Origin of the sequence: Methylacidiphilum caldifontis, assembly GCF_017310505.1 — a bacterium.
Lineage (GTDB): Bacteria > Verrucomicrobiota > Verrucomicrobiia > Methylacidiphilales > Methylacidiphilaceae > Methylacidiphilum > Methylacidiphilum caldifontis.
This window is the reverse complement of sequence record NZ_CP065957.1, coordinates 168,077-191,827: the sequence shown is the minus strand read 5'-3', so window position 1 is coordinate 191,827 and position 23,751 is coordinate 168,077. Positions and strand designations below refer to the sequence as shown.

The window sequence follows — 23,751 nt, the reverse complement described above, 5'->3', positions numbered from 1 at the left end:
TTAATTAAGAAGTTTTATCGAATTTTTTCCTCTCCTTCTTTATAGTAGGATTGAACAGGCATAGAACAGGAAGAAAAATGAGGTTGACTCTTTTCAGGCAAATATAAAAAGGGGGCTTCTTCATTCTTAAAATTTTGAATTTTGGTAAAAAAAGATTCAGATTTCTTTAGATTATTTATGCTTTCAGGAGGCGCTTTGAATTGATCTAAAAATTTTTCAATGTTCCTTCCAACTCTTTCACCAATAGATGAACCCACTACCCATCCAATCCATCCCCCAATTGGTTTTCCAACTAAAGGAATACCTCCCATAACATGTTGACCTACATTTTCACCGATTTTTCCAAGCCCTACAGCTACCCCGCCTTTTAAGGCCGCCTCACTTAAATTAATCAGAGCATCTCCAAACTTTCCTTGGGTTAAGGATTGCATCGATGCGTAGAGATTTGGACCAGCAATCTCCGCTCCCAAAAGACCTGCATAGTTTGAGCCTCCTAACCGAGTCATTGTCTTAAGCCCACGTAAAACAAAAGGCTCAGGCTTTTCGCTAAGTTCATTTTGTTGAGCTTTTTGTATTGCTTTTAACCGCTGTCTTTCTGCTTCATTGCTTGTGGGAAGGATTAGCCCTTTCTTATTGGAATCTTCTTTATCAAGGGATAAAAAATGAATGGGTTCTTTTTGAATTTCATCTCGAACTTCATGAGGTTCTTTTGATCGAAACTTTGATAAAAGAGCGTAAACACCATAACCGGCTGCACCCAACCCCAAGATTAACGGTAAAGCCTTTGAAATTCTTTTAAAGGGAGGTAGCTGGAACGAAAGAGCAGAAGATTCGGCCAGATTCAGGTTATGGAAATTTGGACTAATAAAATGAGCCATTAAAAGAGAAGATGGCATGCCTTGTGTAGCTTCAAGATGAACCTGTGGATTGTTCATATTTATGAAGTAGGTTGAAAGATAAAAAAGAAACTAAAAAAATTTTAAAAAAGAGAAGCGTAAGAACGAGAGGATAGAAGCAGAAGAGCTTCCTCTTTGGATATTGTCCCTGTAAAAAAAAGTTCTGCGGCTTGGATGGACAGTGGTTTAAAACCTCTACTTTCATTGTGAGCACGCAGTTTGTTGGGACTAGCCCCCTTTTCGATGAGTGAAATGATCTCACTATCAAATGGAAGAAGCTCAAGTATCGGCATTCTACCTGCAGTTCCTGTTCCTCTACAAGCTTGACAACCAGGGGATTCGGCAATACAAGGTTCTGCAATCGCACAGTGAGGGAAAAACCTTAGATCTTCTGCCGTGGCATTTCTTAATTTTTTGCAATAAGGACACAATTTTGAAACAAGTCTTTGAGAAATAACAAGTTTCAAAGCATAAGAAACAGCAAGCCGGTCAATTCCAAAACTCTGAACCATTCTTTCCATTACCCCGACAGGATCAGTAGCATGGATAGAGGTAAAGACAAGATGTCCCGTTAAAGCTGAATCAACGGCGATTTGAGCACTTTCTCTATCCCGTATTTCACCTATCATTATAACATCTGGGTCTTGTCTCACAATTCCTCGAAGAGCTGAGGCAAAAGTAATCCCTGCTTTTTCGCGCACTTCAATCTGCAAAGCTTCAGGGAAATGTTTTTCCACAGGATTCTCTATTGTAATTATTTTTTTTCTCGGAGAACTTATATGGTTTAGCATTGCATAAAGAGTTGTCGTTTTGCCACTTCCTGTTGGACCAGTTGAAACAAACATTCCTTGACCATTCTGGAGAAACCATAAAAGAAAAGAATACTCAAGTGGAGCTAAATTCAGATCATCCAGAATAGGAATTCGAGAAGAAAAAATCCGAATGGCTGTAAATTCCTCCATTCCTTGACCCACAACAATACTATAGCGCTGATCATAACGTGTTCCTTTATAGATGTAATGGCTACTCCCATCTTGAAAAATACCCTTTTGATCAGCAGCCATATTTCCAAATAGTTTTATCCTGTCCAAAAGAATCTGGTATTGAAGCCTGCTTAAGGGAGCTTGCTCATAATAATCGCCATCAATACGAAACCGGACACGGACCTTTTCCGCTTTAGGTTCTAAGGAAATATCACTTGCACCCATATTGATGGCACTATCTAAAATGGCGTAATATAGGGATATGCCAGATTGATTAAATTGGTGGAGATCAACCTGTGGCCATTCTCTAACATGAAGAGGATCAGCCGAAGTTATCCCGCTGACTTTTTTATTTCTTTCCACTCTTTCTGATAACTTTTGGAAATATCGTGGAGAACAGATAACCAGTTGGATTTTAGTTTTTAAAGTCTCAATCAGTCTATCTTCAAGCTTTGAATTAAAGGCTTCAGGGGTTACAACCCATGACCAAGTATGAGATTTTCTCCATAAATAAGCATTTTCAAAGTCCTCTATGATTGCACAAGATTGGATTGCTCCTTCAGGTACAACTATTTTAGGATCTACTCCAAATAGAATCTGCTCAAGAATATCTGCAACTTTTGGATAAAAAGAACTTTCCAGCCTTAACAACCTCAACCATCCTTCCTTATCTTCCTGCTCCCAATCAGGAAAACCTTCAATACCCCTCTCTCTCTTTAGGACCATATTTGCTAGATCAATAGGAGCCAATAAATAAAAAATACGCGGTTTATCGGCAAAATGAGTTGCAGCATAAATTTCAAGCTCTTTTAAACGAAAAGGATTAAGGATGCCTATCACATGAAAAGGGTTATTCCACAAAATGATCGCATTAAAATCTTGCTCAAGTTTTTTCCCCAAAGAACCAAAAGCAGTAGAGGGAAGGGGATGATCCCTATCCATCGGATAAAGAGGAGGCCAGCCATTAGAACGATTAAAGGACTCAGCCCATCTCTCCCATGGAAAAAGTGAGGCATTTCGAAGCAACATTTTTTCGAGATCAAAGAATGAATCTAATTTTTTCCATTCTTTTAGAGTTTCAGCAACGATAAGCCGTTCTTTAAGAAGAAATGCCTCTAATTGATCCTGCTCCTTTCTAATTTTCCGATATATCTCTGTATTCGTTGGCGCATAAAAAAAATTTCTATCCATGACTTTCTATTAAATAAATGGTCCGAAATTTTATGAATTTTAAAAACCCTCACGAGGTTAACCCTCCCGAAAGGGTAAGGGATGTATTTTATAAAAGTCAAAAGATTAGGCTACCCACTTTTTTAAGAACGGTCTGGGAATGGAAAGAAGACATAGCCGTTGTTAATAGTTGGTTGTTGCTTCTTTGCTTCTTCCAAAGTCTGGTTCTCATTTTTTTAGCCTGCACCCTTTATTATAAGATTCATGAACCCACACGTATGATTGTTGACCTTCCCGGTTATGTCATATGGCCAAAAACAGAAATGTTCAAGTTAAGAGAAGACATGATTTTTTCTTTTCTCCACCAAATAGGGAAAGCTCTTTATGAAGTGAGTCCTGGATCGTACACACTATCTACCGTTGCAGATCGAGTTTCTCCTAGAGTTGTTGCAGCGTTTAAAGAAGTTTATATCCCCTTAGCAATGAATGCGGCTAGTGGAGAAAGAATAGTATGGAATCTAAGGGAGGTACGTCGCTATCACTCTCCAAAACTTCCTAAATATTTAATTGTTGCAGCAAAATGTGATCGAGCTCGTTACAGAATTCTAAACGGAATGCCCGATGTAACAAGCGAATCGGTTGTTAATCTCTTTTACATTTCAGAAGGTCGTAATACACCTCTGAATCCCTTAGGTCTTATTCTTGAAGGAGTAGAAGAATATCAAGGAGTCGAAGCTGAAAAGATCTGGTCATATACAATTCCAATAGGGGATTCGGTTGATACATTAAAAAAAGAATTTCAATCAACTACAAAAAAAGGGCCTAGTAAAAAATGAAAAGAAAGTTAGCTGTTTTTTTTCTTTTTGGTTTTCCTTTCATTATCAATAGTCAACAGATCGATCCCTTAGATTCACGAAACCCTCTTAACTCCTCTTTTCAAAGTGGTTCCACAAACCAAAATTCAAACGTTCAAATTACCGAAGAAGATGCTCCTCCGGTCATCATTAACGGAAAAAGGGCTGAAGAGCTCACCGATGATGAGCTCGTTGAATTTCTACAAGAAAAAGTAAGACTGATCCATCAAGAAGACGGCCAAGTCGAAATTCTTAGGACTGCACCAGGATATCCTTTAGCTATTGAATTTTCCGAACCGATCCTGGGATGGGAACTTGGAGATGGAAAATTAATTCATATTTCTAAACAGGGAACAAAACTCATTCTCAGATCCTTGGATACAACGGGTGATACTTCACTTTTAGTTTTTTTCCAAGGAAATCGCACCCGCCTTTACCATATTTTTGTAGAGTCAGATTTTAAAAAGGCTGTCAGTCTCATTCGAGTAGCCCCTTTTAGTAAAAATGGATCTAATTTTTCTGTTCAACTGGCTTCTTTTTCAGCGGAAAACGATGGAGATATCTCTGCTGTAGGTAGTATCGCTCAAATTATAGCCAATTATGATCTTTTAGTTCGAGAAGGATCCATCAAGCCCATGGATATCAAAAGAATGGCTATATTTAAAAGGTCAAAACTTACTGGATTCGATTATTATTATATTTATAGATTTTCTTCCGGACCCTTGGCCATTTCTTTTGCATGGAAAAATATTTATCCTTACAAAGTCCGGTTAGATGAATCGACTTTAAGAGTAGCCATTGGTCAGAGCCGTTTCATACCAGATTATGTGTCGTTAAACAAAGTTGTTTTATCTCCAGCCGAGATTACAAGTGGTTTTTTAATTATTTCTAATCCTCCTTTTTCTCCTGATCAATCCTTTTCCCTTATCTGGAAAGAAACTAGAAAATGAAGAGATTTTTAAAAAATAAAATTATCTTATTCATCTCTATTCCTTTCATCTTCATGATCCTTTATTTTGTCAATCCTATCGGCCTTGCGACAAAAATGATGTCTGGAGTAGTTGGCAGAGCAAGGAACCTTTATTTTAGAGGTCAAGTTTCCCAAGTTTACTCAAAGAAACAAAAAAAAAAGGACCAGGGTACAGATAAAAATACAACGGTCATTGTCCAAAAAGGTGATAAATCTCCCATTAAAGCAGCAGTTCCCAAAGAAGTTATACTCTCTAAGGAAAATAGTTCAGAACCCATTTTACCCCCAACTCAAATTAAAGCTCCTCCTCAATCAAAGGGAAGAGAAACTCTTGGAATTATTGAACAACAACCTCCTAATCGCATTGCCCCAGTTCCTCGAGGCTTAGTGGATCAAAAGGCTCTGGCTAAAGAATCAGAGTCTTCTGATCAGCCCGTAATTATCAAATGGGCAAGGAAACGGTACCCTTTTCGCAATCTTTCACTTTCAGCGGTTGAAGTTACAGGTACTCAAGAAATAGGCCATTCGGATATTTCTTCAGCTAATATTGATATTAATGCCTTTGCACCTCAAGGAGAAATGATCGAAGCTGCATTAGTTAATTCTGCGTTCAGCTCCAATACCGATGTAGATGTCGTAGGAGCGGTATGGTTACCTTTTTATTTTCAAGGAAATCGTTTATTGGAACCTGGAGATCGATTGATTGGAACATCAGCAGGAGGTTCAGCTCTCAGAGATAGAATGATGGTTCATATTAATAAAATTATTTTTAAAGACGGTCGTTCCCTACCTATTCAAGGAGTAGCTCTCCATACGGACGGAACGGAAGGAATAAAAGGATATAGGGTGAGTGAATATGGGAAACAACTTCTGGGTCCGGTTTTAGCCGCTTTAGGACAGGCATTTCTTTATGCCATGGAATATCAATCCTTCAATTACTATATGTCTCCTTACGGGTTGACACCATGGGGTCTTTATGGACAGCCAACTACCAGTGGACCCAAACAAGCATTGATGTTAGGAGGCATGTATGGGGGAACCAATGCTCTGCAACAAATCATGAACATTCTTGCACAGGACATTGACCAATACAAACCTTATGTTTTTGTCCCTGCAGGAACGAGATTTAGAGTTTTTTTGAAAAGCTACATGGATATTTCAAAAGCGGATTACGGGAGATAACTGTTTATAAAGGAACAAAATATATATAGAAGCCATGAAAAAAATTTTTCATTATGTTTTTTCATTGATCTTTCTTCTTGGATGCGTTTCACAAAAAAAAGCCAACCTACCAATCGATCCCGCTTTAATTCAAAATAGCTATGATTATACCAAACCCTACGATGTTTACGATAAAGGCAAACCCGCCTACATTCTTCCCGTTATCAATACGGGATGGACTAAAGCGAGGGTTGATCCAAAGACTGGCCAATGGATCGGAGGTCACTATGTAGGAACAGTTATTGATCCAGGGCATTGGGCGAGCCTTGAAGAAGCCGAACTTTCAGGAAAACCCTATATCCGAGCAGATAATGGTCAAATGGTTGTCCCAACTCCTAATGAAGAGAATCCCTCAACCAAAGACAAGGGGGTAGAAATTGACTTGGTTAACATGAGAAATAGACTCGAAAAGATAGAAACAACACTGGTCGATTCCCTTCCACCTCCGCAATTAAAAGAATCCGCATTAATCAATGCTTTAGAAAAAAAGTCGCAAAGCAAAAAAAATAGTCTTGTTAGTTTTCCTTCTATAGTGGTTGGAGATCCAGACATGGAAACCGCTGTCTTTAGCTCATCCCATAATGAATCAAAGTCATCCTCTTTTATCACAGTTGGAGAAGAAGAACCATCAGCTAAAAAAGCGAATAGTCTAGGGCAGCCAAAGAAATATTCCTCTTCAACGACAATTGAAGTTCCCCTCGGCAAACCAGGACAAAATTTTGTTGTAAAAACTCCTAGGGGTGGATATGTCATCGTCGAATTTTTACCTAATCGAAAAGTAAAAGTTTTGTATAATGGGCATGTCCTAGAAAAAACTGCACCCCCCGATCAAGATATAGTGGTAATTTCAGTTCCTCAATAAACCTTTAAGGACTTTCTTTTTTTATAAGGAAAAAGGATCGACTTATCCGACATGTTTATGGAATTAATCTCTTCAACAACCTTTGAAACATCGATATCCAAGATTTTACACACTCGGACTAGTAAAGGAGGAAGATCCGTATAGCTGCTTAAATATAAATCTGTTGAAAAAAAGAGATCCAATAGAATAGCCATAGATTCTTTTTCTTCAATTTTTTCAATGATTTGCATGGATTCTTCTTCTGTCCCCAATTTATAATGATGTCTTTGAAAGACAAAAGTTGAAACCTCCCTTGGGACAACACGAAGAGCTAAGCAAAGCATTATGTTATAGAAACTCCACATCTTGTCTTTTTTTGCCTTCTCACAGACTTTTTGCAAAAGAGAATAACAACTGAGATTTAAAAACTCTTCCTTCTTTTTTCTTTCTTTTCGAGCATTCTCCTTTTCTGTCCATTCCTTGATAGCATTATTGGCAAAGGTAATGCCATGTCTTCTCAAGGCTAGAAGAGCTTCTTCTTTTTTAACAAAAGAATGGATGGTCCCCATGGGACTTCTCGCTAGGTACATCCGCAAAAGAGCTCTTCCATTCATGGGCTTAAGTTCTTCTGCTAACAGAGATGACCACTTTCTCTCTTTTTTATCCCACTCACACACATCATCAATATCGACAAATTGAGAATCAGTTCTAAGTCTAGATGTTCCTGGAACAAAATGCTTAAAGGATTCTTCATCATTAAGTATCTCTTTATTTTCAGTGTGAGCAAGCAAGCATTGACGGCGCCAGTCAGCCTCTCTTTTTTGAGCAAAACATTCTGGATCAGTGCAAATCATTTCATCTTTTATATCATCAAATAGATCTTTTGAATTTCCCGTTCTTTTAGAACAGTCCAAACAGCTAGGTACTCCAGGAACAAGATCTGGCACTGAAATAGAAAAAGTAGCTTTTCTTAAATCCAAAAGATAATTTTCAAGAACAATTTGAGCCACTTGAGTTACTGTTAAATTTTTGGCAATAGCTTCAGAGGCAACGATAGCTCTAAGTTTAGGAACTGGAATCCGAGCAATATACCATCCTGTCCTTTTAGCCATTTTTCCAGTAATAATGGCTTCCTTCGCGGCTTCCGGAAGAGATAATAACATCACCATTCGACTAATGTAGTCGCGCCCTTTCCCAATAACCGAAGATAATTCCGCAATACTCATTCCACCATCCAATAGTTTTTTATAACCTTGGGCTTCCTCTATGGGATTAAGATTTTGTCGTTGAATGTTTTCGACAATTCTTACTTGTAGTGCCATTTTATCATCCATTGGATGAATGAAGCACTCGATAAAGGGTTTCTTTAATTTCTTACAGGCCCTCCATCTCCTTTCTCCTGAAATGATCTCATAGGTATTGTTAGCCGCTGGTCTTACAAGGATTGGATGAATAAGCCCAATTTCTTCAATACTTACAGCCAGTTCTTCGATCTGCTCTTCTTGAAAATGCTTTCTAGGGTTATCCTGAGATAAAACAATCTGATCAACAGGAATCAAAGAAAATTTGGAATCCTGTTTTAGAAGAGGTTTTTTCTTCTTATCTATGCTTTTCATCATTCGTCTTCTATCTCTTGTGCCCAATCTATCTGAATCACCGAGGTAGATAAACCTATGGGGAGAGGATGTTGGATATTAAAAGTCTCCAATAAGAAAAAATCTCTTTTTAGTTGCTTCAAAGAATCTTCTAAAAGCTGAACAACTTTTTTTCGAGAAATTCCAAGTTTATGCGCGATCCAAGCAGTAGATTTTTTTTGGGCTCCTAATTCCTCTTCTATGCCAAAGAAGTATAATACAACTTTTCTGGATATTTCATCAAGATGAGACAATGCAATATATAGCTTTCGTAGTCTTTCTTCCTTTTCCAAGAAATCTTCATCATTTTCAGGATAAACAATAAAATCCAGAGGACAGTTTTCTGGTTCATCTAATGAAGTAAAATGTAGACTTATATCCGCAGTGTAAACTTGAAGGATTTTTTCTAGATGATGTGTAGAATATCCATGGAGATTTGCGATTTCTTCTAGAGTTAGTCCTTGTTCTAAATATTTTTCAATTTTTCTATATTCCCTATAAGCAGAATTTGGTCTACGAACCGTTGTTCGACAGGAATTAGCATAATTGCGCACCCTATTTTTCACATGATAAATGGCATAATCAAAAAATCGAATTTGCATCTTTTCTTTCCATTTTTCTAAAGCGTCAAGAATACCGATCCATCCTACATTTTCTGCATCTGGCCATTGATCTGGTAGATAGGGCAAATAATAGCGAGCCACCTGTTGTCTCATGGATAAAGAGTTTCTAGCCAACCATTCCAAGGCTTCCTTATTGGCTGATTTCGCCAATAGAATAATCGGCAGCTCGTCTTTGAACTTTTTTCATATTCAAGATTTTTTTTAGAAGACTCTAAAATAGGTAAGGATTGAGGAGTCATCATAAGTTTAAGGGGGTTCAAAAATTTATTTTAAAAAGACGATAATGATCGGCAAGAATAAATTAATAATGTAATACAAATGTAACATTATCGTAACATATTTATAACATTATGTTAATATTATCCCTAAAATTATAAATAATGTTTTTTATTTTATTTTTGTTTTTTTAAAAAGAAATCGTCTCACCTCCTTATATATGAAAGTATTGCGATCATCTTTCCTAGTATTCGTATTTTTTCCTTTTGTTTTTCTTTCGGCTACCAAAGCAGAAAATCTTCGAAATGATTCTCATCAGATCAATATTTCTCTGACCGAAAGGGGAGAACACAAAATCGCTGAGATTTTTTCATCTTTAGATAGATATGGGATTATTCTATTTTACAAATCCTTGCCTCTTTTTATTGCCTTACATTTTGCTTCATTAGGAATGGGGATAATAAAAAGAAAAAATCTTAAACTCTTTATTATTGATTATATACTTTGTATTCTAGTTCTTGGGATAATTATCTCTGGTACATATAAAAAAGTCTTTGATCCTACCCAAGGTACAATCTCCAAAGGGTTACTGGATTTTATTAATCAACTTAAAATCGGGACTGTTCAGCCTCAGGGAAAATATCCTCGGGAATGGTGGGATAGCTGGCTTTATGAATCAGGGGGAACGGGAAGGTCTAAATTATCTATCGAATATAGCCAAGCTAAAAGCCAAGTTATTGGCAAAAACTTTAATCATAGCTATGAAGATCTTGAATCTCAAATTCGAGAAAATATAAGAAAAATAATTCCTTATGATTATCCTCCTGAAAAAATAAAACATTTACTGCTTACTTTGATCATTTTAACAGGGAAGGGGATCTTTCATTTTCTTTTTTTTGTTTCTACCCTATTTTCTCAGCTTTCTCTTTTCCTATATTTTTTGTTTTCCGTTGTTCTCAACTTTATTGAAGAATGTCTTTTTCATTTATCTCTTTTGTTGTTTTGTTGTTTTGCCCTACTATTGCCTTATAAACCATCTTTACGACTTTTAGGGAAATCTTTTCATTTCCTTCTAGGGGCCAATATTCCTATGCTGAGCTGGTCGATTCTTTCTTATTTGTGTTTTATTTTTTTAACCACTCTTTATGGTGCAATCTTTGAGGATAGATCGATTTACTTTAATCTGTTCCATTCCTCAAGCCACGATATCCATAGGGCCTTAAGCAAAACTTATCTTCTTTTTTCTTTTTTAGACTTCTTGCCCGCTCCCTTCAGGCTTGTTTTTTTAGGATTTTGGCAATTGTCTTGGGAAGCAGGATTTTATGGTTTAATGACTTTTAGTATCACTATCTTGCTTCTTATTGGAATATTCGTTCCCTTCTGGGGAATGTTAAGATCTATTCAAAAGATAAAAAATGCGCCAATAGTTGCTATTCGATCGTTTAAAAAAATACGTATCATTCTTGGACTAACCCTAAATAAAATACAAGAATCAAGACGCTCTTTTTTAAAAACAGAAAAAAAAGAAGATATGACCTATTTTATTGAAAAGACAGAAGGAAAAAAATGAAGAAAGAATTCAAAGGACTGTGCACAGTTTACAATCTATGGGTTATACTATTGCTTTGTTTTTTCCCCTGGAGTTTATTTGCTGGTGAAGAGTTAGATCCATTAGTTCCTTTAAAAACAGGCAGCGTTCATTCCCCTATTAATGCTGAAGGAAGTACAACCAAAGAAAATCGAACAATAAAGAAAAATGAAGTCGAACTTGAACCAAATAAAGCAACAAAAGAAGATCAACAAAAGCAGAACAAAGTAGAGGCACAAAAGGATTCAAATACTGGTCCTTTTCCATCAAATAATGAGATAACTCAACCTATTATTTTAGATTTTCGAATCAAAGAACTGATGGAACTTAAAAAAATAGCCCGAGAAATAGGAGGTAGTTTAGTTATTACGATAGAACCTAAGGGAATCACCGCTGCTGATCTAATTATCCCTTTAAGAAACTGTGGAATGTTTAATGTTGAATCTAAAGATGGAAAACTTTTTATAGTGACCTCTAATGGAGAACAACAAAAAAGGATATATGAAGAAGAAATTGCTGCCCTTTCTCGGCGACAATCGGCTTTACTACAAAATATAAATGTATTGCAAAACTTGATGAATACAAATAACCAGGCTAAATCCTTTTCTTCAGATTTTTCAACCCCTATGGAACAAGATCAAAAAATAAACATGCCACCAATGGCGCGAAATCAAACCGATCAAGAAGAATACCCTTTACCAAGGTAAGTTATTTTTTCATTTTAAATATTTTTAGAAAAGAAAATATTAATTTTACAATAAATAATTCGGGAGAATAAATGAGATATTATTTAATCGGTTCCCGCTTATTAGTCTTATTTGTCTTTTTTTCCTTTCCTTTAGAAGCAAAAGAAATACCCGATTATTTGGGGAAGGGGGATAATTTTTTGAATTTTTTTAAAAAAAAACGACTGATTCAGCAAAAAAAACATTAAAGGATGTGGATCAACAAAAGCCAAAAGATGCTGAAGCCAAAGAGGATTTATTACAAAAAATTGACCCCTCTTTAACAACCGAAATCATTGAAAAAAGCTACTCTTTTAGCACAGAAAAATGGGTTGCTACCGTCCATTGGATTGGGCCCGATAGACAGATTAGCGATCCATTACCTGTCTGGATAGACAAAAACAAATTTGGACATCTTTTTCTTCAAGCTTCAGTCATTACGGGAGAAATCCTACCTGAATATGAAAAAAAACAAAAATTGAGCCTTTGCCAAACATTGAGTCTTTTTCGTGTGAATAATGAAGAAATTATTCCTATCGGATCACCCATCTGGATAGAAATTCAAGATAGGGAGTCCCAAAAAGAAGAAATCTGGACAGCTGAAGGAAGTTGGGAAGCTTCAAGTCCCTTGCATGAGTTAAGGAATGTATATTCTCCCTTTAAATCCTTCTTAAGATATAGGCTAGATCCTCTTTCAAAAAAATTATATCAATTTGAATGGCCTGATATTCTTATCCTTCTGCAGAGAGCCGAGCCTAAAGAAAATAAAGATTCAACAGCATTCTCGGAGAAAATCCTCATCAATTTTAAATAAAAAAACGAATTTATTGGATCTGATTTTAAACTGAACAAAGCCCTTAATCATTTAGATTTCTCCAATCTTCATTTTTTGAATGCCTATTATAAAGGTATGAAGGCGATCAATTATTCTTTTCAAACTCGGTTGGCTTTAGCCATTTTAAGCACAATAACTATATTGATCCTTTCCCCTACGATTTCTTTTGCTGTGGGAGGCTCGGGAGTTCTTAACGTCACTCCTCTTAATGGAGCGGATGCTGAAGGTTTTACAACATTACAACAATTACAAATGGCTTTTTCGGATTATGGTTATCTTATTTCTCTATGTTTGCTTGTTTTTGGGGGTGTAATGTGGTTTTTCAATAGACCAGCCTTCACCATCGGAGCATTGGTTGCAGCTGCAGTCATCTATGGTGGTCCTCACCTTGCCAATGGCATAAGGGCTGTTTCTCAGTAAGAAACATAAGTTGGAGAAGCTAAAAAATGAACAAGAGCTTGATGATAGCCTGCTTTTTATGTGAACCTTTACAACAAGCCCTTTCTCAAATATGGAGTTTCCAATCCTCTCTTTTTCTTTCTTTCCTTTCTCTTTATACCGTCTATTTGGGAATAAATCATGCTCTTCATACAGTAGAGATGGAAAGATGGGCAGCATTCGTAGCTGGTTCTATTATTTTACTCACTGCCCAAACTTTAGGTTCCCTTTATTTTAATGTTATTAATAATACAAATTCTTCCTCGACAGATAATCCGATTGCTGGATTTATCCCATCATTACAAGATTATCTGTACTGGATCAGCTTATCCTTAATTGTCTTTGGAGCGATCATGCTCTTTTTCAGGCGCCCCGCTTTTGCCATTGGAGCAATCGTTGGAGCAGCCGTAATTTATGCTGGTCCCCACCTAGTACACGGTTTATTAAATAGCGCAAAATGACCTCTTTTCCTTCTTATTCTTTTTATATTCCCTCTGCACCCTATTCTGCTCTTAATCAAAACAGGGGTAGGGATAGGGATGAAAAGGGATTTCCGGTTACCAAATCGGTAAGACTTATCAATGAAAAAGACACTTTCTTAGGTCTAGAAGGTCCTCTTATTTTTGTTCCTGCCTTAGTATTCCTTATAGTCCATAATCATACTCACCATTTCTATCTCTCGACAGCCTGTTTCATTGGGACTTATCTCTTTATTAAAATTTTCTTAAGCGATAAACCTCCTCACTTCTTACGATTTATCATCGATTATTTGAGAATTCCTAAAATTTATGAGCATCGATTTTTTAACATTCATCATTCATATCAACCCCTTTATCTTTTTGAAGAAGAACTTCCTCAACAGGAAGAAACCTAATCTTTAGGAAGAAATAGCCTTAGAGATTTGGTTCTATGAAAAATTTTGTCTCTCCTTTACGGCTCTTTGTTCCAAGCCAGCTCTTTCATCATAAAAAAACCCCTGCTTTTAGAGATTGGGCTGACGCCTGTCCTTATGCAGGACTTTACGATCGATACATCGTGGATAAATTTGGAGCGGTTCATGCCCTATATAGGACTTATTTTCCACAAGCGGATATCGCTAGTCCTTCACGGCTCATTGAACTTCAGGATCAACTAAGACTGCTACTCACTCAACTACCCCATGAAATTTCTCAAACCCAACATCTTTTTACCTGTAACGGAGACTATGGACCTTTAATTGATGCCTTTGCTGAAATACCTTCAGCTCCACAGATAAAATCGTTCAGGGAAAAAAAAGCACAAAGACTTTTTCAAAGAATGATCAAAAGAAAACTTGTACGAATTGAAACACATACGATTTTAACGGTTGCCCCCCAAAACAAAATCAAGCAAAGCGAATGGTTTTTACGTATAGGCGGCAGAGAGAGTGCAGAGATTGAAAGAAGAAGAATCTCTAAAGCCCAGTTTGACTCCGCGGTGTTAAGTCTTCGTGCATCTGAATCAGTATTTTCCGAAATAATGAGAAAGGCTTCAGCCCGTTTTGTTCCTTTAGATACCTATGAAATAGCCGATTACTTTTTCAGGCTATGGAATCCAGGTTTAGCTGTCGAAGAAGCGATGAAAGTCAACTATGATTACGAAAGAATGCCCTTTGTCGACTCCTGGATGCTTCAAGAAGTAACGATCCATAAAGACATGATCCAGATTGGAGATTATTACCATGGACTAGTCTCCATGGTGGGTTTGCCCACAGAAACGCGTCCTCGAGACATAGAAAAACTGACCGTGGGTTTACCGTTTAGAGATGTTCGAGTAAGCCTTGTGGTCAGAAAGACAGATAAACTAAAAGAAATGGAAAAACTAAGAAAACGGATAGACTGGGCAGATCAGCGGATGCGGCTTGGACTTAACCTTATAGATATGCTTCACAAGCCTCATGAAAACCGAAGAGAGTCAGGAATCCAAAATATAGAGGCATGGATGCAAATAGAAGAAGCACAAAATTTACTAAGAGATATTCGATCAGGAGAGGATGATCTTCTTCAGATCCAACTCACTATTCATTTTTGGCACAAACAAAAAGAAGAAGTCAAAAAAAGAGCCAAAGTATTGCTTAACCGGTTTGGGGATCTTTCACGGGCAAAGGGTTGGATTGAACAATCAAGTCTTTTGCCTGTGCTTATGAGTGAAATGCCCGCTGTTTATGCTCCACTTACTCGTCCCCTTCTTGTAAGAGGAAGAATGGCTGCTGATTTGATGCCCATATGCAGAGGATTAGAAAGTGATGAGAAACCCATTCAACTTTTTGGAAATACGACAGGAGGACTCGTCCCACTTGATTTAGAAGACAAACGAAATGAAGGAGCTTCGATGCTCTATATTAGCGGTATCAAGGGCTCGGGGAAAAGTGCGCTAGCCCAGATTATAGCCCTAAGACACCTTAAAGAGGATTCGTTACTCATCATTTTAGACAAAGGGAACAGCTACGATAGGCTTGTAGAAATCTGTGGAGGGACAACCCTCAGGCTCGATATGTCTAAGCCCCAATGTTTTAATCCTTTTGAAGTTTATACGCAAAGAAATAGCCAAGGTGAACTTATTGAACCTTCAGATCAAGAACTGATTAGAGTTGTCAACTGTTTAGAAATACTGGCGACTTCCCAAAGAGCAGAATCCCTTAGTATTGAAGAAAGGAATATTCTTGAATCTCTTACTAGACAAACTTTTTCTAATGCGGTGAAGAACAAAGCAACCTTTGTAACCTTGGATGATTTTGCCAGGCAAATGGCTTATAGATCTGATGCGAAGTTTTTAGCTGAATCTCTAAAAGCATTTATCGACGGCCGGTATAGAAATTGGTTCAATGGGACAACCCAGTTCCATTTGAAAACAAAAGTGGTCCATTTTGATTTTGAATATATCTCCAAAGATAAAGACTTGGCAGCCGCCCTAATCCCCATGTCTGTTCTTTTTGTTTCTGACCTTATATTATCCCATTCTCATGTTTTTAAGATACTCATATTTGGAGAAATGTGGCAGCATGTGTCTAATACTGCTACCGCTAACCTCATTATTGAAGCCTTTAAAACCTACAGAAAAAAAAGATGTGCGGTCATTGGCGAATCTCAGGCAATCCTGGATTTAGTGGATAACCCAGCCGTAGCCAAAGCAGTCATACAGAATGTCGATACTTGGATCCTCTTTCCCCAGGGGACGGAACATCATATCGAATATGCTGTCAAAGAGCTTGAATTATCAAAGGGTCAAAGAGATCTATTAACCCATCTTCGATCTGGATCAAGAGTTTTTAGTGATGGTGAGGTAGAACTCTGGAGAGAAGCTTTTTATTTAAGGGGAAGGGGACCTGATGCCCTTTCAGGAGTTATTCGCGCAGAAATCGAACCCGAAGAATACTGGTTAACGACCACAACTCCTGCAGATTTTCCGGCATGGGAGGCAGCAAGAAAAGCTTTCCATGGAGATATCCATCAAGCCTTAGAGGCTTTATCATTGCAATACCCACTTGGGGTCAGAGAAGAAAAATCAAAGATCTTGCAGGACATTCCCACAATAACACCCGCCCTTTCTTTATGAAGCAAAGAGCAAATCGGCTTGTCCTATGCACTTTTTTATCTATTTTATTAAACTTTACACTTTTTTATTCTTTAAAAGCAAAAGAAATCACCGAAGAAGCCGATTTAAATCCTTTGTTAGCTGAATCGGGATGGGCTGATCGTTCCTTAAAATGGATGATTGAAAGCGGAGAATCCAATCATTTCATTCGTCCAGATTGGATGGATACCGAAATATTGGAATTTCTCAAAAATGAACAATCACTTTCTCTTATTCAAAATGATCTTCTCCGTGGAGATGGGCTTTTAGCCGATGCATTGATAGAAGGATTTCATCAGCTTAGGGTTGGAAGTGATATGGCAAAGAAAGAAGTGCTTGAACTTGCTTATGAGGGAAAATCAAAGCTATGGATTCCCTTATTATCTAGTCCTCAAGCTTTATGGCCATTAAGAAATTATCTTTTAAATATTCCCCAAAGCTATCCATCTGTTCTCTTTGCCTTGAAAGATTGGGAAAAGAAAGCCTCTGAAGCATTGCCCGACTTGGTGATGGAAACTTTACTTAAAGCTATAGATGTCAAGCCATCCAAGGTAAAAAACTTGGAAGAAAATTGGGAAATTGCCAGAAGGCTCTCCAGAATTGGCAATGATGGAAGAGGAGCCTATTTTTTAGCCTCTTCCTATATGGGAAACGAGGAAACTTTCTACAATTCATTCTGGGAAAAGGCATGGGAAAAGGTTCGGAAAGACCCGGTGTTGTCCCATGAATATGCTTACAGGCTCGAAAGAAATAAAAAAAGCTGGGATGTATTGGTAAAGGCTTTTAAAGAAGCCTTACATTCTTATGAAGGGAAGGATTTTTTTATCCATTATCTGGTAGGCAGAACCGAGATTAGGCAGCAGCTAAAAGGAAGGCCATTATGGCTTTGGGAAGCATTAATGGGCAAAAAAACAGCTTTCCGCATCGATTTCGCCGAGGAAGCCTATAAAAGATTTTTAATAGCTTTAGAAAAAAATCCAAAGTTGGTAGACTTTATTCTTTGGCACCTTTCGCGTCCTGCTGAAGCCGCATCTGAGGCATCAAAAGAAGCTCTTGCTCAAGGCTTGTGTAAAGAAGAACCCCTTTGCAATATGGCTATGGAATGGATTTGGGAGGCTGGACCCAAATGGGAAGGAGAACTTCAAATGAGCAGTAGTTGGAACTTGTGTGATCAAACAAAGCATCTTAGTCCTTCATCCCTCCGGAAGGCCTATCAAAATGGTCAGTTAAAAAGGTCTGATCTTTTCGCCATTGGGGATGTCCTTGGAAACTATTTAATTAGAAGTGATGAAGCATGGGCTGATTTAATCTATTCTAAGACAGGAAAGATTCCGGTCATCGAAAAATTTTTTCCTCTTCTTATTCAATATTCTCCAGAATGTGCTTTAGCTTGGCTGGAAAGTCTTGCTAACAACGATCAAGAAGCTTTTGAGGCTTTTGGTAGGTGGATCAATAATCAACCTGAACATAAAGTTTCTACTGAACAATATGATTTGTGGCTTAATAAGGCAGGTGATCAACTAAAAGAGGCTATAGAAAAAAGAGGACCAGTTTTGGGAGACGAAGCTCAATATTTTATCGATTCCTTTGTAAAATGGGCGATGGGAACTGGATGGGAATACATCATCAATAGACTTTGGTTCGAAACAATAATACCTGAGAAATTGAGAAAGCTGATAAAAAGCAAATGGTTGTCAGATAGGGAAGGGTTTTGGAAATGGTACCGAGGGATATGTGCTTTGCCCAGTGCTAAAACTGCAATTGAAAGAGTCACAAACAGCCTTGTTGCAGGAAAAGATATGGAGCTTATCCTTCAAGGAATCGGCTCATGGAATTACGAATTAGCCGATATATGTGCATCAAATTGGGATACGATCTGGGAGGATGTCGAGAAAAGAGATTACATTTTAAATGCAATTATTCATTGTGACGGGTTAAGTGAACTGAATAATATTCTTGTTTTTGCTACCGAAAATACGTTGGAACGTCCCGAAGAAAAAGTGATCGCTCAAAAAATAGCTGTTGTCAGCGGAAGAAGTCCTACAGAAGATATTCGCGAAACCATTGCCCAGGATCCTGTCGTCATTCGTAGCCTTTTAAACCACTGGCTAGAAAGTCCTCAATTCGCAGAGCATTGGAAAAGATCGGTTTTTCTCATCATTAAGTATGGGGGACAGGCGCCTATTATCGCACAATGGATGTTATCCAGAAAAGAGGCTATAGAGATATGGACAGATTCCCTGGCTGAAACTATGAGAGAAAATCCTTTTCTATTACAGGCAATTATCACACATATTAGCAAGTCGATCGGCGGTGAAATTAGTTGGGCAAAAGAAGTAAGAAGAATAGAAGAAATGATCATGGATGCAATCCTGTCAGACAGAATTTTTTGGGAAAATCTATTAATAGATAAGACAGGAGGAATAGAAAATGAAGCCCAAAAAATTCTTTATGCTCTTCCCTAATCCTTTTCTTTTCATGTCGTGGATCGTATTGATGGGCGGTTGCTCTACCCAAGTTTACAATCGTTATGATGGTCCCTTGGCTCAAGCGGGAGATAATATTGTCCGTTACGGCAGTATTGGAGCAGCGGGAGCAGCTGGATTCTTTGCAGGAAAGGATATCGGTAAGTCCAACTCCGCGGGAGCAGTGGGAGCAGGAGTGGGAGCTATTGGTGCTTACGCTTTAAATAAGTATTTTGATAAAAAACGATTGACCGCTTACCAACAGGGAGTTGTAGATGGCAAAAATGAAGCAACAGCAGAAATTCTCAATGACAAGTGGAAGCGTCAAGCCGAATATGGGTTGCCACCTGAAGGCAAGAAAACAAATAGCCCAGTTTATAGGACAAGTTACGTTCCTTCCAGAAAAGATGAGTCTAGTGGGGTTGAATATCCAGGAACTTATCAAACAGTTCCTGTATATCGATAGGGAAAGCACAGGACTTTTTGCAATAAAAACGGCTGGCTATAACTTTCTTTTATTCTAAAAATGATCATTAAAAGAAACACTCTTAAGGAGAAAATGTTCGTGCCGCTTTGTTAATACCTTCAGAAATCATTGGATGAGGGAAAGCAACATGAGCAAGGGCTTCAGCATCAAGACGTTGCCGAACAGCCAAGGCGAGGGGAGCTATAAGTTGGGAAGCCTCAATACCCGCAATGTGAGCTCCAAGTAAGCGCTTGTTTTCTCCATCAAATATCAGTTTAATGAATCCTTCAGTCTCTCCTAGAATTTCTGCTCGTGAATCTACGGCATAATCATATTTAACCACTTCAATATTATGCCCGTACAAATGCAATGCTTCTTCTTCGGTTAATCCTACACCAGCAATTTCAGGCTCTGTAAACACAGCATAGGGTACGCTTTTCCAATCCATCCGGGATAGGGGCTGACCTCCAGCGGCAATGTTATGAGCAGCAACTCTACTCTGAAGAACGGCTGAATGGAAGAGCATGCTTTTCCCATTGACATCTCCAGGTGCATAAATGTGGGGAAAATCAAAAAGCTGAAGGGTATTGGTTACAGGCAAGGGTTTGGCGGTTGCATAACCTAATTTTTCTATGCCTTCGGGGCTTACGCATTCTCTACCAACCGCCATAATAACTAGGTCAGACTCAATGGAATAGTGTTGGCTATTTTTTAAATAATTAACTTCAAATTTTTCCTTTTCCTTTTTTATGCACTCCACCTTAGCACCAAACTCAATTTGAACCCTTGTTTTAAGTCTTTGGGCTAAAAATAAAGAAAGCTCTCTATCGAGTCCACTGACAAGATTATCGGTAAATTCAAGAATAACCGGTTTTGCTCCTAAATTTTCAAGCATGGAAGCCAGCTCAACGCCAATATATCCTCCACCGATTATAATTGGATTTGAAGGGAAAGGAACCGAAGCGCTTAACTTAAAAAGATCATGAGAGCTTACTGCTAAATGGGAACCAGGAATAGAAAGATATTTGGGACAACTTCCCGTAGCAATGATCAAGTATTTAAAAAAAACATAGAAATGATCGTTGTCGGTTATCACTTCAATTTTTCTTTCATCTACTATTTTACCAATCCCTTTATAAAATTTTATCGATGAGTTATTAATTTCTTCTCTATGAAGGGTGTACCGTGTAGTTTGAACATTATCCTTATAGGTCAGTATAGCTTTCCAGTCGACACTTGGAACTGATCCCGAAAGTCCGAAAAAAGAGTATTTTTTTGCTTGGGCACGAACCAGGCTTGCTTCACGGACTGCTTTAGAGGGTACACAGCCTTCGGCTAAACAATTGCCACCAAGATTTCCAATAGGATCAATCATTAAGACTTGAAAACCAGATTTATCTAAAAAAAAAGCGGCCGGATAACCGCCACCTCCAGCACCAATTATCGCGACATCGACGGATATTTCAGAAGCCATAATTTGGATTATAAATAAAAGTAACTGGTCATCACAACATCAAAAAAAGACAAAAAAATGTTCCATGAGGAACATGAGTAAGGGTCGACTTGAGAAAAGAGAAAAATAATATGACTTCGCACAATATATGTTATGTAAAATAGACAGGGTAATTCCTTCTGTAGCCCATTCTGGTTTTCTTTCTTATTTTTATCGCAATCTTTCTCCATGTAATTCGAAGCTAAAATCAATAGAAAATCCTTGTCTTGGTTAATAAAATGACCTAATTTCTTCTCTTAAATCTCACCATGAATGGGAAAAAAATTATATCGTATGATTTGTGGCACATATATTGCTTATGCTTTGATGTTTTCAATTGATGATTCGACAATTGTTGATCCTTTATGATAAAAGAGTTAATAAAAGTTTTTAGGAACGAACGAGGAGAATTCAAATGGCTCTATACAAAATTGAAGCAATCATAAAACCCTTTAAGCTGGAAGAAGTTAAAGAAGCCCTTACTGAAATAGGAATCGCAGGACTAACCGTTACTGAAGTCAAAGGTTTTGGCCGGCAAAAAGGCCATACCGAGATATATCGAGGAAGCGAATATACCGTTGATTTTCTTCCTAAAGTGAAGATCGAAATCGTCCTTACAGAAGATATTTTACCTAAAGCCACTGAAGCGATTATCAAATCGGCAAAAACGGGAAAGATCGGGGATGGAAAAATATTCGTACTGCCCGTCTCTGAAGCTATCCGTATCCGTACGGAAGAAAAAGGAGAAAATGCGATTTAAATGTGATGTTTTTCTCCCCTAGCATGGATATGTCTTGTTTCCATCATTTTAAATAATTGCACCCCCTTCCCCATGAATACAAAGGCCAAGAGCTAAGCTTCTCAATACGGTCTTTTATTCAATGGGAAAGAAAGCATTCTATTCTAGTTCAATAAAAAATTAAACCAATCAATAAGAGGAGGAACCGATGGCCGAATACTATAGAAGATGTGCAACAGGTGAAGAAGTTATTGCTTTTGCCTTGGAGCACAATGTCAAACTCGTTAACCTGAAATTCTGTGATCTTTTGGGAACATGGCAACACTTTACTATAGGGATAGATCTATTAACTCCTGAATCTTTTTCTGAAGGGATTGGGTTCGATGGATCTTCGATTCGTGGATGGCAAGGCATTCAGGAATCAGACATGCTTGTAATGCCTGATCCTTACACCGCATTCATTGATCCTTTTATTGCGGAACCCACCTTAAGCCTCATCTGTTCTATTTATGATCCTATTACTCTTCAAACTTATCCCAAAGATCCACGAAGCATCGCATTGAGAGCCGAGGCTTACCTGAAAAGCACAGGAATTGCCGATACGGCTTATTTTGGACCGGAAGCTGAGTTTTTTATCCTCGATAGTGTGCGTTATGACAACCAAGCAAACTTCGCCTACTATGAAGTCGATTCCATTGAAGGCATTTGGAACAGTGGAAAAGAAGAAGGACAGAATTTCGGTTATAAAATCCGTCATAAAGAGGGATACTTTCCTGTTCCCCCCGCAGATACATTACAAGATTTAAGAGACCAAATGGTTTTAACCCTTGAATCGATGGGGGTTAAAGTGGAAAGACAGCACCACGAAGTTGCTACTGCAGGTCAAGCTGAAATCGATATCCTTTACAACACCCTGCTTCACATTGGAGATGACATGATGATGTACAAATATGTCATCAAAAACACGGCAAAAAAATATGGAAAAACGGTGACATTTATGCCCAAGCCTATCTTTGGTGATAATGGCTCGGGCATGCATACCCATCAGTCTCTTTGGAAGGAAGGTAAGCCTCTTTTTGCTGGAAATCGATATGCTGGACTGAGTGAACTAGCACTCTATTACATAGGGGGAATTATAAAGCATGCTTCGGCTCTCACCGCGATTACTAATCCCACGACAAACAGTTTTAAAAGACTTGTACCTGGATTTGAGGCCCCTGTTAATCTGGCCTATTCAGCAAGGAACAGAAGTGCGGCTATTCGAATTCCCACTTATTCAGCAAATCCAAAAACAAAAAGAATAGAATTCCGTACTCCCGATCCTTCTGCGAATCCCTATCTGGCCTGTGCGGCAATGCTCATGGCGGGCATAGATGGCATTCAAAATCGGATAGATCCTGGAGAACCTATGGAGAAAAATATTTATGAACTGCCTCCTGAAGAGCTAAAAAATATTCCCAAGGTTCCTGATTCTCTTGGAGGAGCTATTGAGGCCTTAGAAAAAGATCATGAGTTTCTTATGAAAGGAGATGTCTTTACCAAAGAAGCTATCGATACCCTACTTTCTCTCCGGAAAAAGGATTACGACATGCTAAGGATTAGGCCTCACCCTCTTGAGTTTTACATGTACTTCGACATATAAAAGAAAATTAAAAAGAACTGGGCCCTTATCTCAAGAGGATCTTTATCTGTCATGATTCTTCTAGGGTATGAGGGCCCAAAGTTTTTTCAAATTTTTAAACTAAATTTGAATTTTAAAAGGATCCAATAGTATTATCTTCAGGACAAGTCTTTGAGATTATCTCCTAAACTCTTCACGGTTAAAATAAGGATTTACATCCTTTCTTTCCCCCTAAAAATGGTTTAGAACGAAATGGGGTAAATAAAAAAGCCTTTTCCAAATATCTTTTTGATTAGTCAAAAATGGGGCTTACGGAAATCGTCCCTTTTTATCATTTTTTCACTGTTCAGTGATAATAATTCAGATTTAAGGATTTTTTGTCT

Annotated in this window: 20 protein-coding genes; 15 read left to right on the top strand and 5 right to left on the bottom strand. The window is 37.9% G+C overall.

Annotation, left to right across the window (positions count from 1 at the left end):
- Positions 1-14: 14 nt before the first annotated feature.
- Both IT6_RS00915 and IT6_RS00910 read right to left on the bottom strand, forming a co-directional pair.
- Positions 15-935, bottom strand: coding sequence for a hypothetical protein (locus IT6_RS00915; protein WP_206826915.1), 921 nt, complete (start codon positions 933-935; stop codon positions 15-17).
- Positions 936-979: 44 nt separating this feature from the next.
- Positions 980-3,070, bottom strand: a complete 2,091-nt coding sequence (locus IT6_RS00910) for a GspE/PulE family protein (protein ID WP_206826912.1) — start codon at positions 3,068-3,070, stop codon at positions 980-982.
- A gap of 32 nt (positions 3,071-3,102) precedes the next feature.
- Between IT6_RS00910 and IT6_RS00905 the strand changes: the two genes are divergently transcribed.
- Genes IT6_RS00905 through IT6_RS00890 form a run of 4 tightly spaced genes read left to right on the top strand, consistent with a single transcriptional unit; the run spans position 3,103 to position 6,956 of the window.
- The gene (locus IT6_RS00905) at positions 3,103-3,885 is read left to right on the top strand and encodes a hypothetical protein (protein ID WP_134440842.1); all 783 of its coding nucleotides are present in this window, start codon (positions 3,103-3,105) and stop codon (positions 3,883-3,885) included.
- Positions 3,882-4,853 carry a hypothetical protein gene (locus IT6_RS00900; protein ID WP_206826911.1) on the top strand — a complete coding sequence of 324 codons (972 nt, stop codon included), beginning with the start codon at positions 3,882-3,884 and terminating at the stop codon, positions 4,851-4,853. Before IT6_RS00905 ends, IT6_RS00900 begins: the two co-directional genes overlap by 4 nt.
- Positions 4,850-6,055, top strand: coding sequence for a TrbI/VirB10 family protein (locus IT6_RS00895; protein WP_206826909.1), 1,206 nt, complete (start codon positions 4,850-4,852; stop codon positions 6,053-6,055). Before IT6_RS00900 ends, IT6_RS00895 begins: the two co-directional genes overlap by 4 nt.
- Positions 6,056-6,089: 34 nt before the next feature.
- Positions 6,090-6,956 (top strand): hypothetical protein, encoded by an 867-nt coding sequence (locus IT6_RS00890; RefSeq protein ID WP_134440845.1) that lies wholly within the window; start codon positions 6,090-6,092, stop codon positions 6,954-6,956.
- Here the strand turns inward: IT6_RS00890 and IT6_RS00885 are convergent.
- Together IT6_RS00885 and IT6_RS00880 are read right to left on the bottom strand one after the other, a co-directional pair.
- The gene (locus IT6_RS00885) at positions 6,950-8,554 is read right to left on the bottom strand and encodes a ParB/RepB/Spo0J family partition protein (protein WP_242524258.1); all 1,605 of its coding nucleotides are present in this window, start codon (positions 8,552-8,554) and stop codon (positions 6,950-6,952) included. The genes IT6_RS00890 and IT6_RS00885 overlap by 7 nt on opposite strands.
- Entirely contained in the window at positions 8,551-9,285 is a 735-nt protein-coding gene (locus IT6_RS00880) for a sigma-70 family RNA polymerase sigma factor (protein ID WP_206826907.1), read from the bottom strand. The genes IT6_RS00885 and IT6_RS00880 overlap by 4 nt, the downstream gene beginning before the upstream one ends.
- A 343-nt stretch (positions 9,286-9,628) precedes the next feature.
- On the opposite strand from IT6_RS00880, the gene IT6_RS00875 reads away from it, so the two are divergent.
- From IT6_RS00875 to IT6_RS00835, 9 genes are all read left to right on the top strand, one after another.
- Complete coding sequence (locus tag IT6_RS00875; protein ID WP_206826905.1) at positions 9,629-10,978, top strand: hypothetical protein; 1,350 nt, start codon at positions 9,629-9,631, stop codon at positions 10,976-10,978.
- Complete coding sequence (locus tag IT6_RS00870) at positions 10,975-11,703, top strand: hypothetical protein (protein WP_242524257.1); 729 nt, start codon at positions 10,975-10,977, stop codon at positions 11,701-11,703. Before IT6_RS00875 ends, IT6_RS00870 begins: the two co-directional genes overlap by 4 nt.
- A 232-nt stretch (positions 11,704-11,935) precedes the next feature.
- The gene (locus tag IT6_RS00865; protein WP_206826897.1) at positions 11,936-12,535 is read left to right on the top strand and encodes a hypothetical protein; all 600 of its coding nucleotides are present in this window, start codon (positions 11,936-11,938) and stop codon (positions 12,533-12,535) included.
- Between the two features lie 96 nt (positions 12,536-12,631).
- Complete coding sequence (locus tag IT6_RS00860; RefSeq protein ID WP_206826895.1) at positions 12,632-12,976, top strand: hypothetical protein; 345 nt, start codon at positions 12,632-12,634, stop codon at positions 12,974-12,976.
- Positions 12,977-13,002: 26 nt separating this feature from the next.
- Complete coding sequence (locus tag IT6_RS00855) at positions 13,003-13,455, top strand: hypothetical protein (protein WP_134440851.1); 453 nt, start codon at positions 13,003-13,005, stop codon at positions 13,453-13,455.
- Positions 13,452-13,868: a hypothetical protein gene (locus tag IT6_RS00850; RefSeq protein WP_206826893.1), complete on the top strand. Its 417-nt coding sequence runs from the start codon at positions 13,452-13,454 to the stop codon at positions 13,866-13,868. Before IT6_RS00855 ends, IT6_RS00850 begins: the two co-directional genes overlap by 4 nt.
- A gap of 35 nt (positions 13,869-13,903) precedes the next feature.
- The gene (locus IT6_RS00845) at positions 13,904-16,567 is read left to right on the top strand and encodes a VirB4 family type IV secretion system protein (protein WP_206826891.1); all 2,664 of its coding nucleotides are present in this window, start codon (positions 13,904-13,906) and stop codon (positions 16,565-16,567) included.
- On the top strand, positions 16,564-19,050 hold the full coding sequence (locus IT6_RS00840; RefSeq protein WP_206826889.1) for a hypothetical protein: 2,487 nt from the start codon (positions 16,564-16,566) through the stop codon (positions 19,048-19,050). Before IT6_RS00845 ends, IT6_RS00840 begins: the two co-directional genes overlap by 4 nt.
- Positions 19,037-19,516, top strand: coding sequence for a hypothetical protein (locus IT6_RS00835; protein ID WP_242524256.1), 480 nt, complete (start codon positions 19,037-19,039; stop codon positions 19,514-19,516). The genes IT6_RS00840 and IT6_RS00835 overlap by 14 nt, the downstream gene beginning before the upstream one ends.
- 82 nt (positions 19,517-19,598) lie before the next feature.
- Here IT6_RS00835 and IT6_RS00830 read toward each other — a convergent pair whose 3' ends face one another.
- Positions 19,599-20,990, bottom strand: coding sequence for a dihydrolipoyl dehydrogenase (locus tag IT6_RS00830; protein ID WP_206826878.1), 1,392 nt, complete (start codon positions 20,988-20,990; stop codon positions 19,599-19,601).
- Positions 20,991-21,423: 433 nt separating this feature from the next.
- Here IT6_RS00830 and IT6_RS00825 point away from each other — a divergent pair, with 433 nt between their 5' ends.
- Positions 21,424-21,768 carry a P-II family nitrogen regulator gene (locus IT6_RS00825; RefSeq protein ID WP_134440857.1) on the top strand — a complete coding sequence of 115 codons (345 nt, stop codon included), beginning with the start codon at positions 21,424-21,426 and terminating at the stop codon, positions 21,766-21,768.
- Positions 21,769-21,955: 187 nt separating this feature from the next.
- Positions 21,956-23,389: a type I glutamate--ammonia ligase gene (gene glnA, locus IT6_RS00820; RefSeq protein ID WP_134440858.1), complete on the top strand. Its 1,434-nt coding sequence runs from the start codon at positions 21,956-21,958 to the stop codon at positions 23,387-23,389.
- The last annotated feature ends 362 nt before the right edge of the window (positions 23,390-23,751 follow it).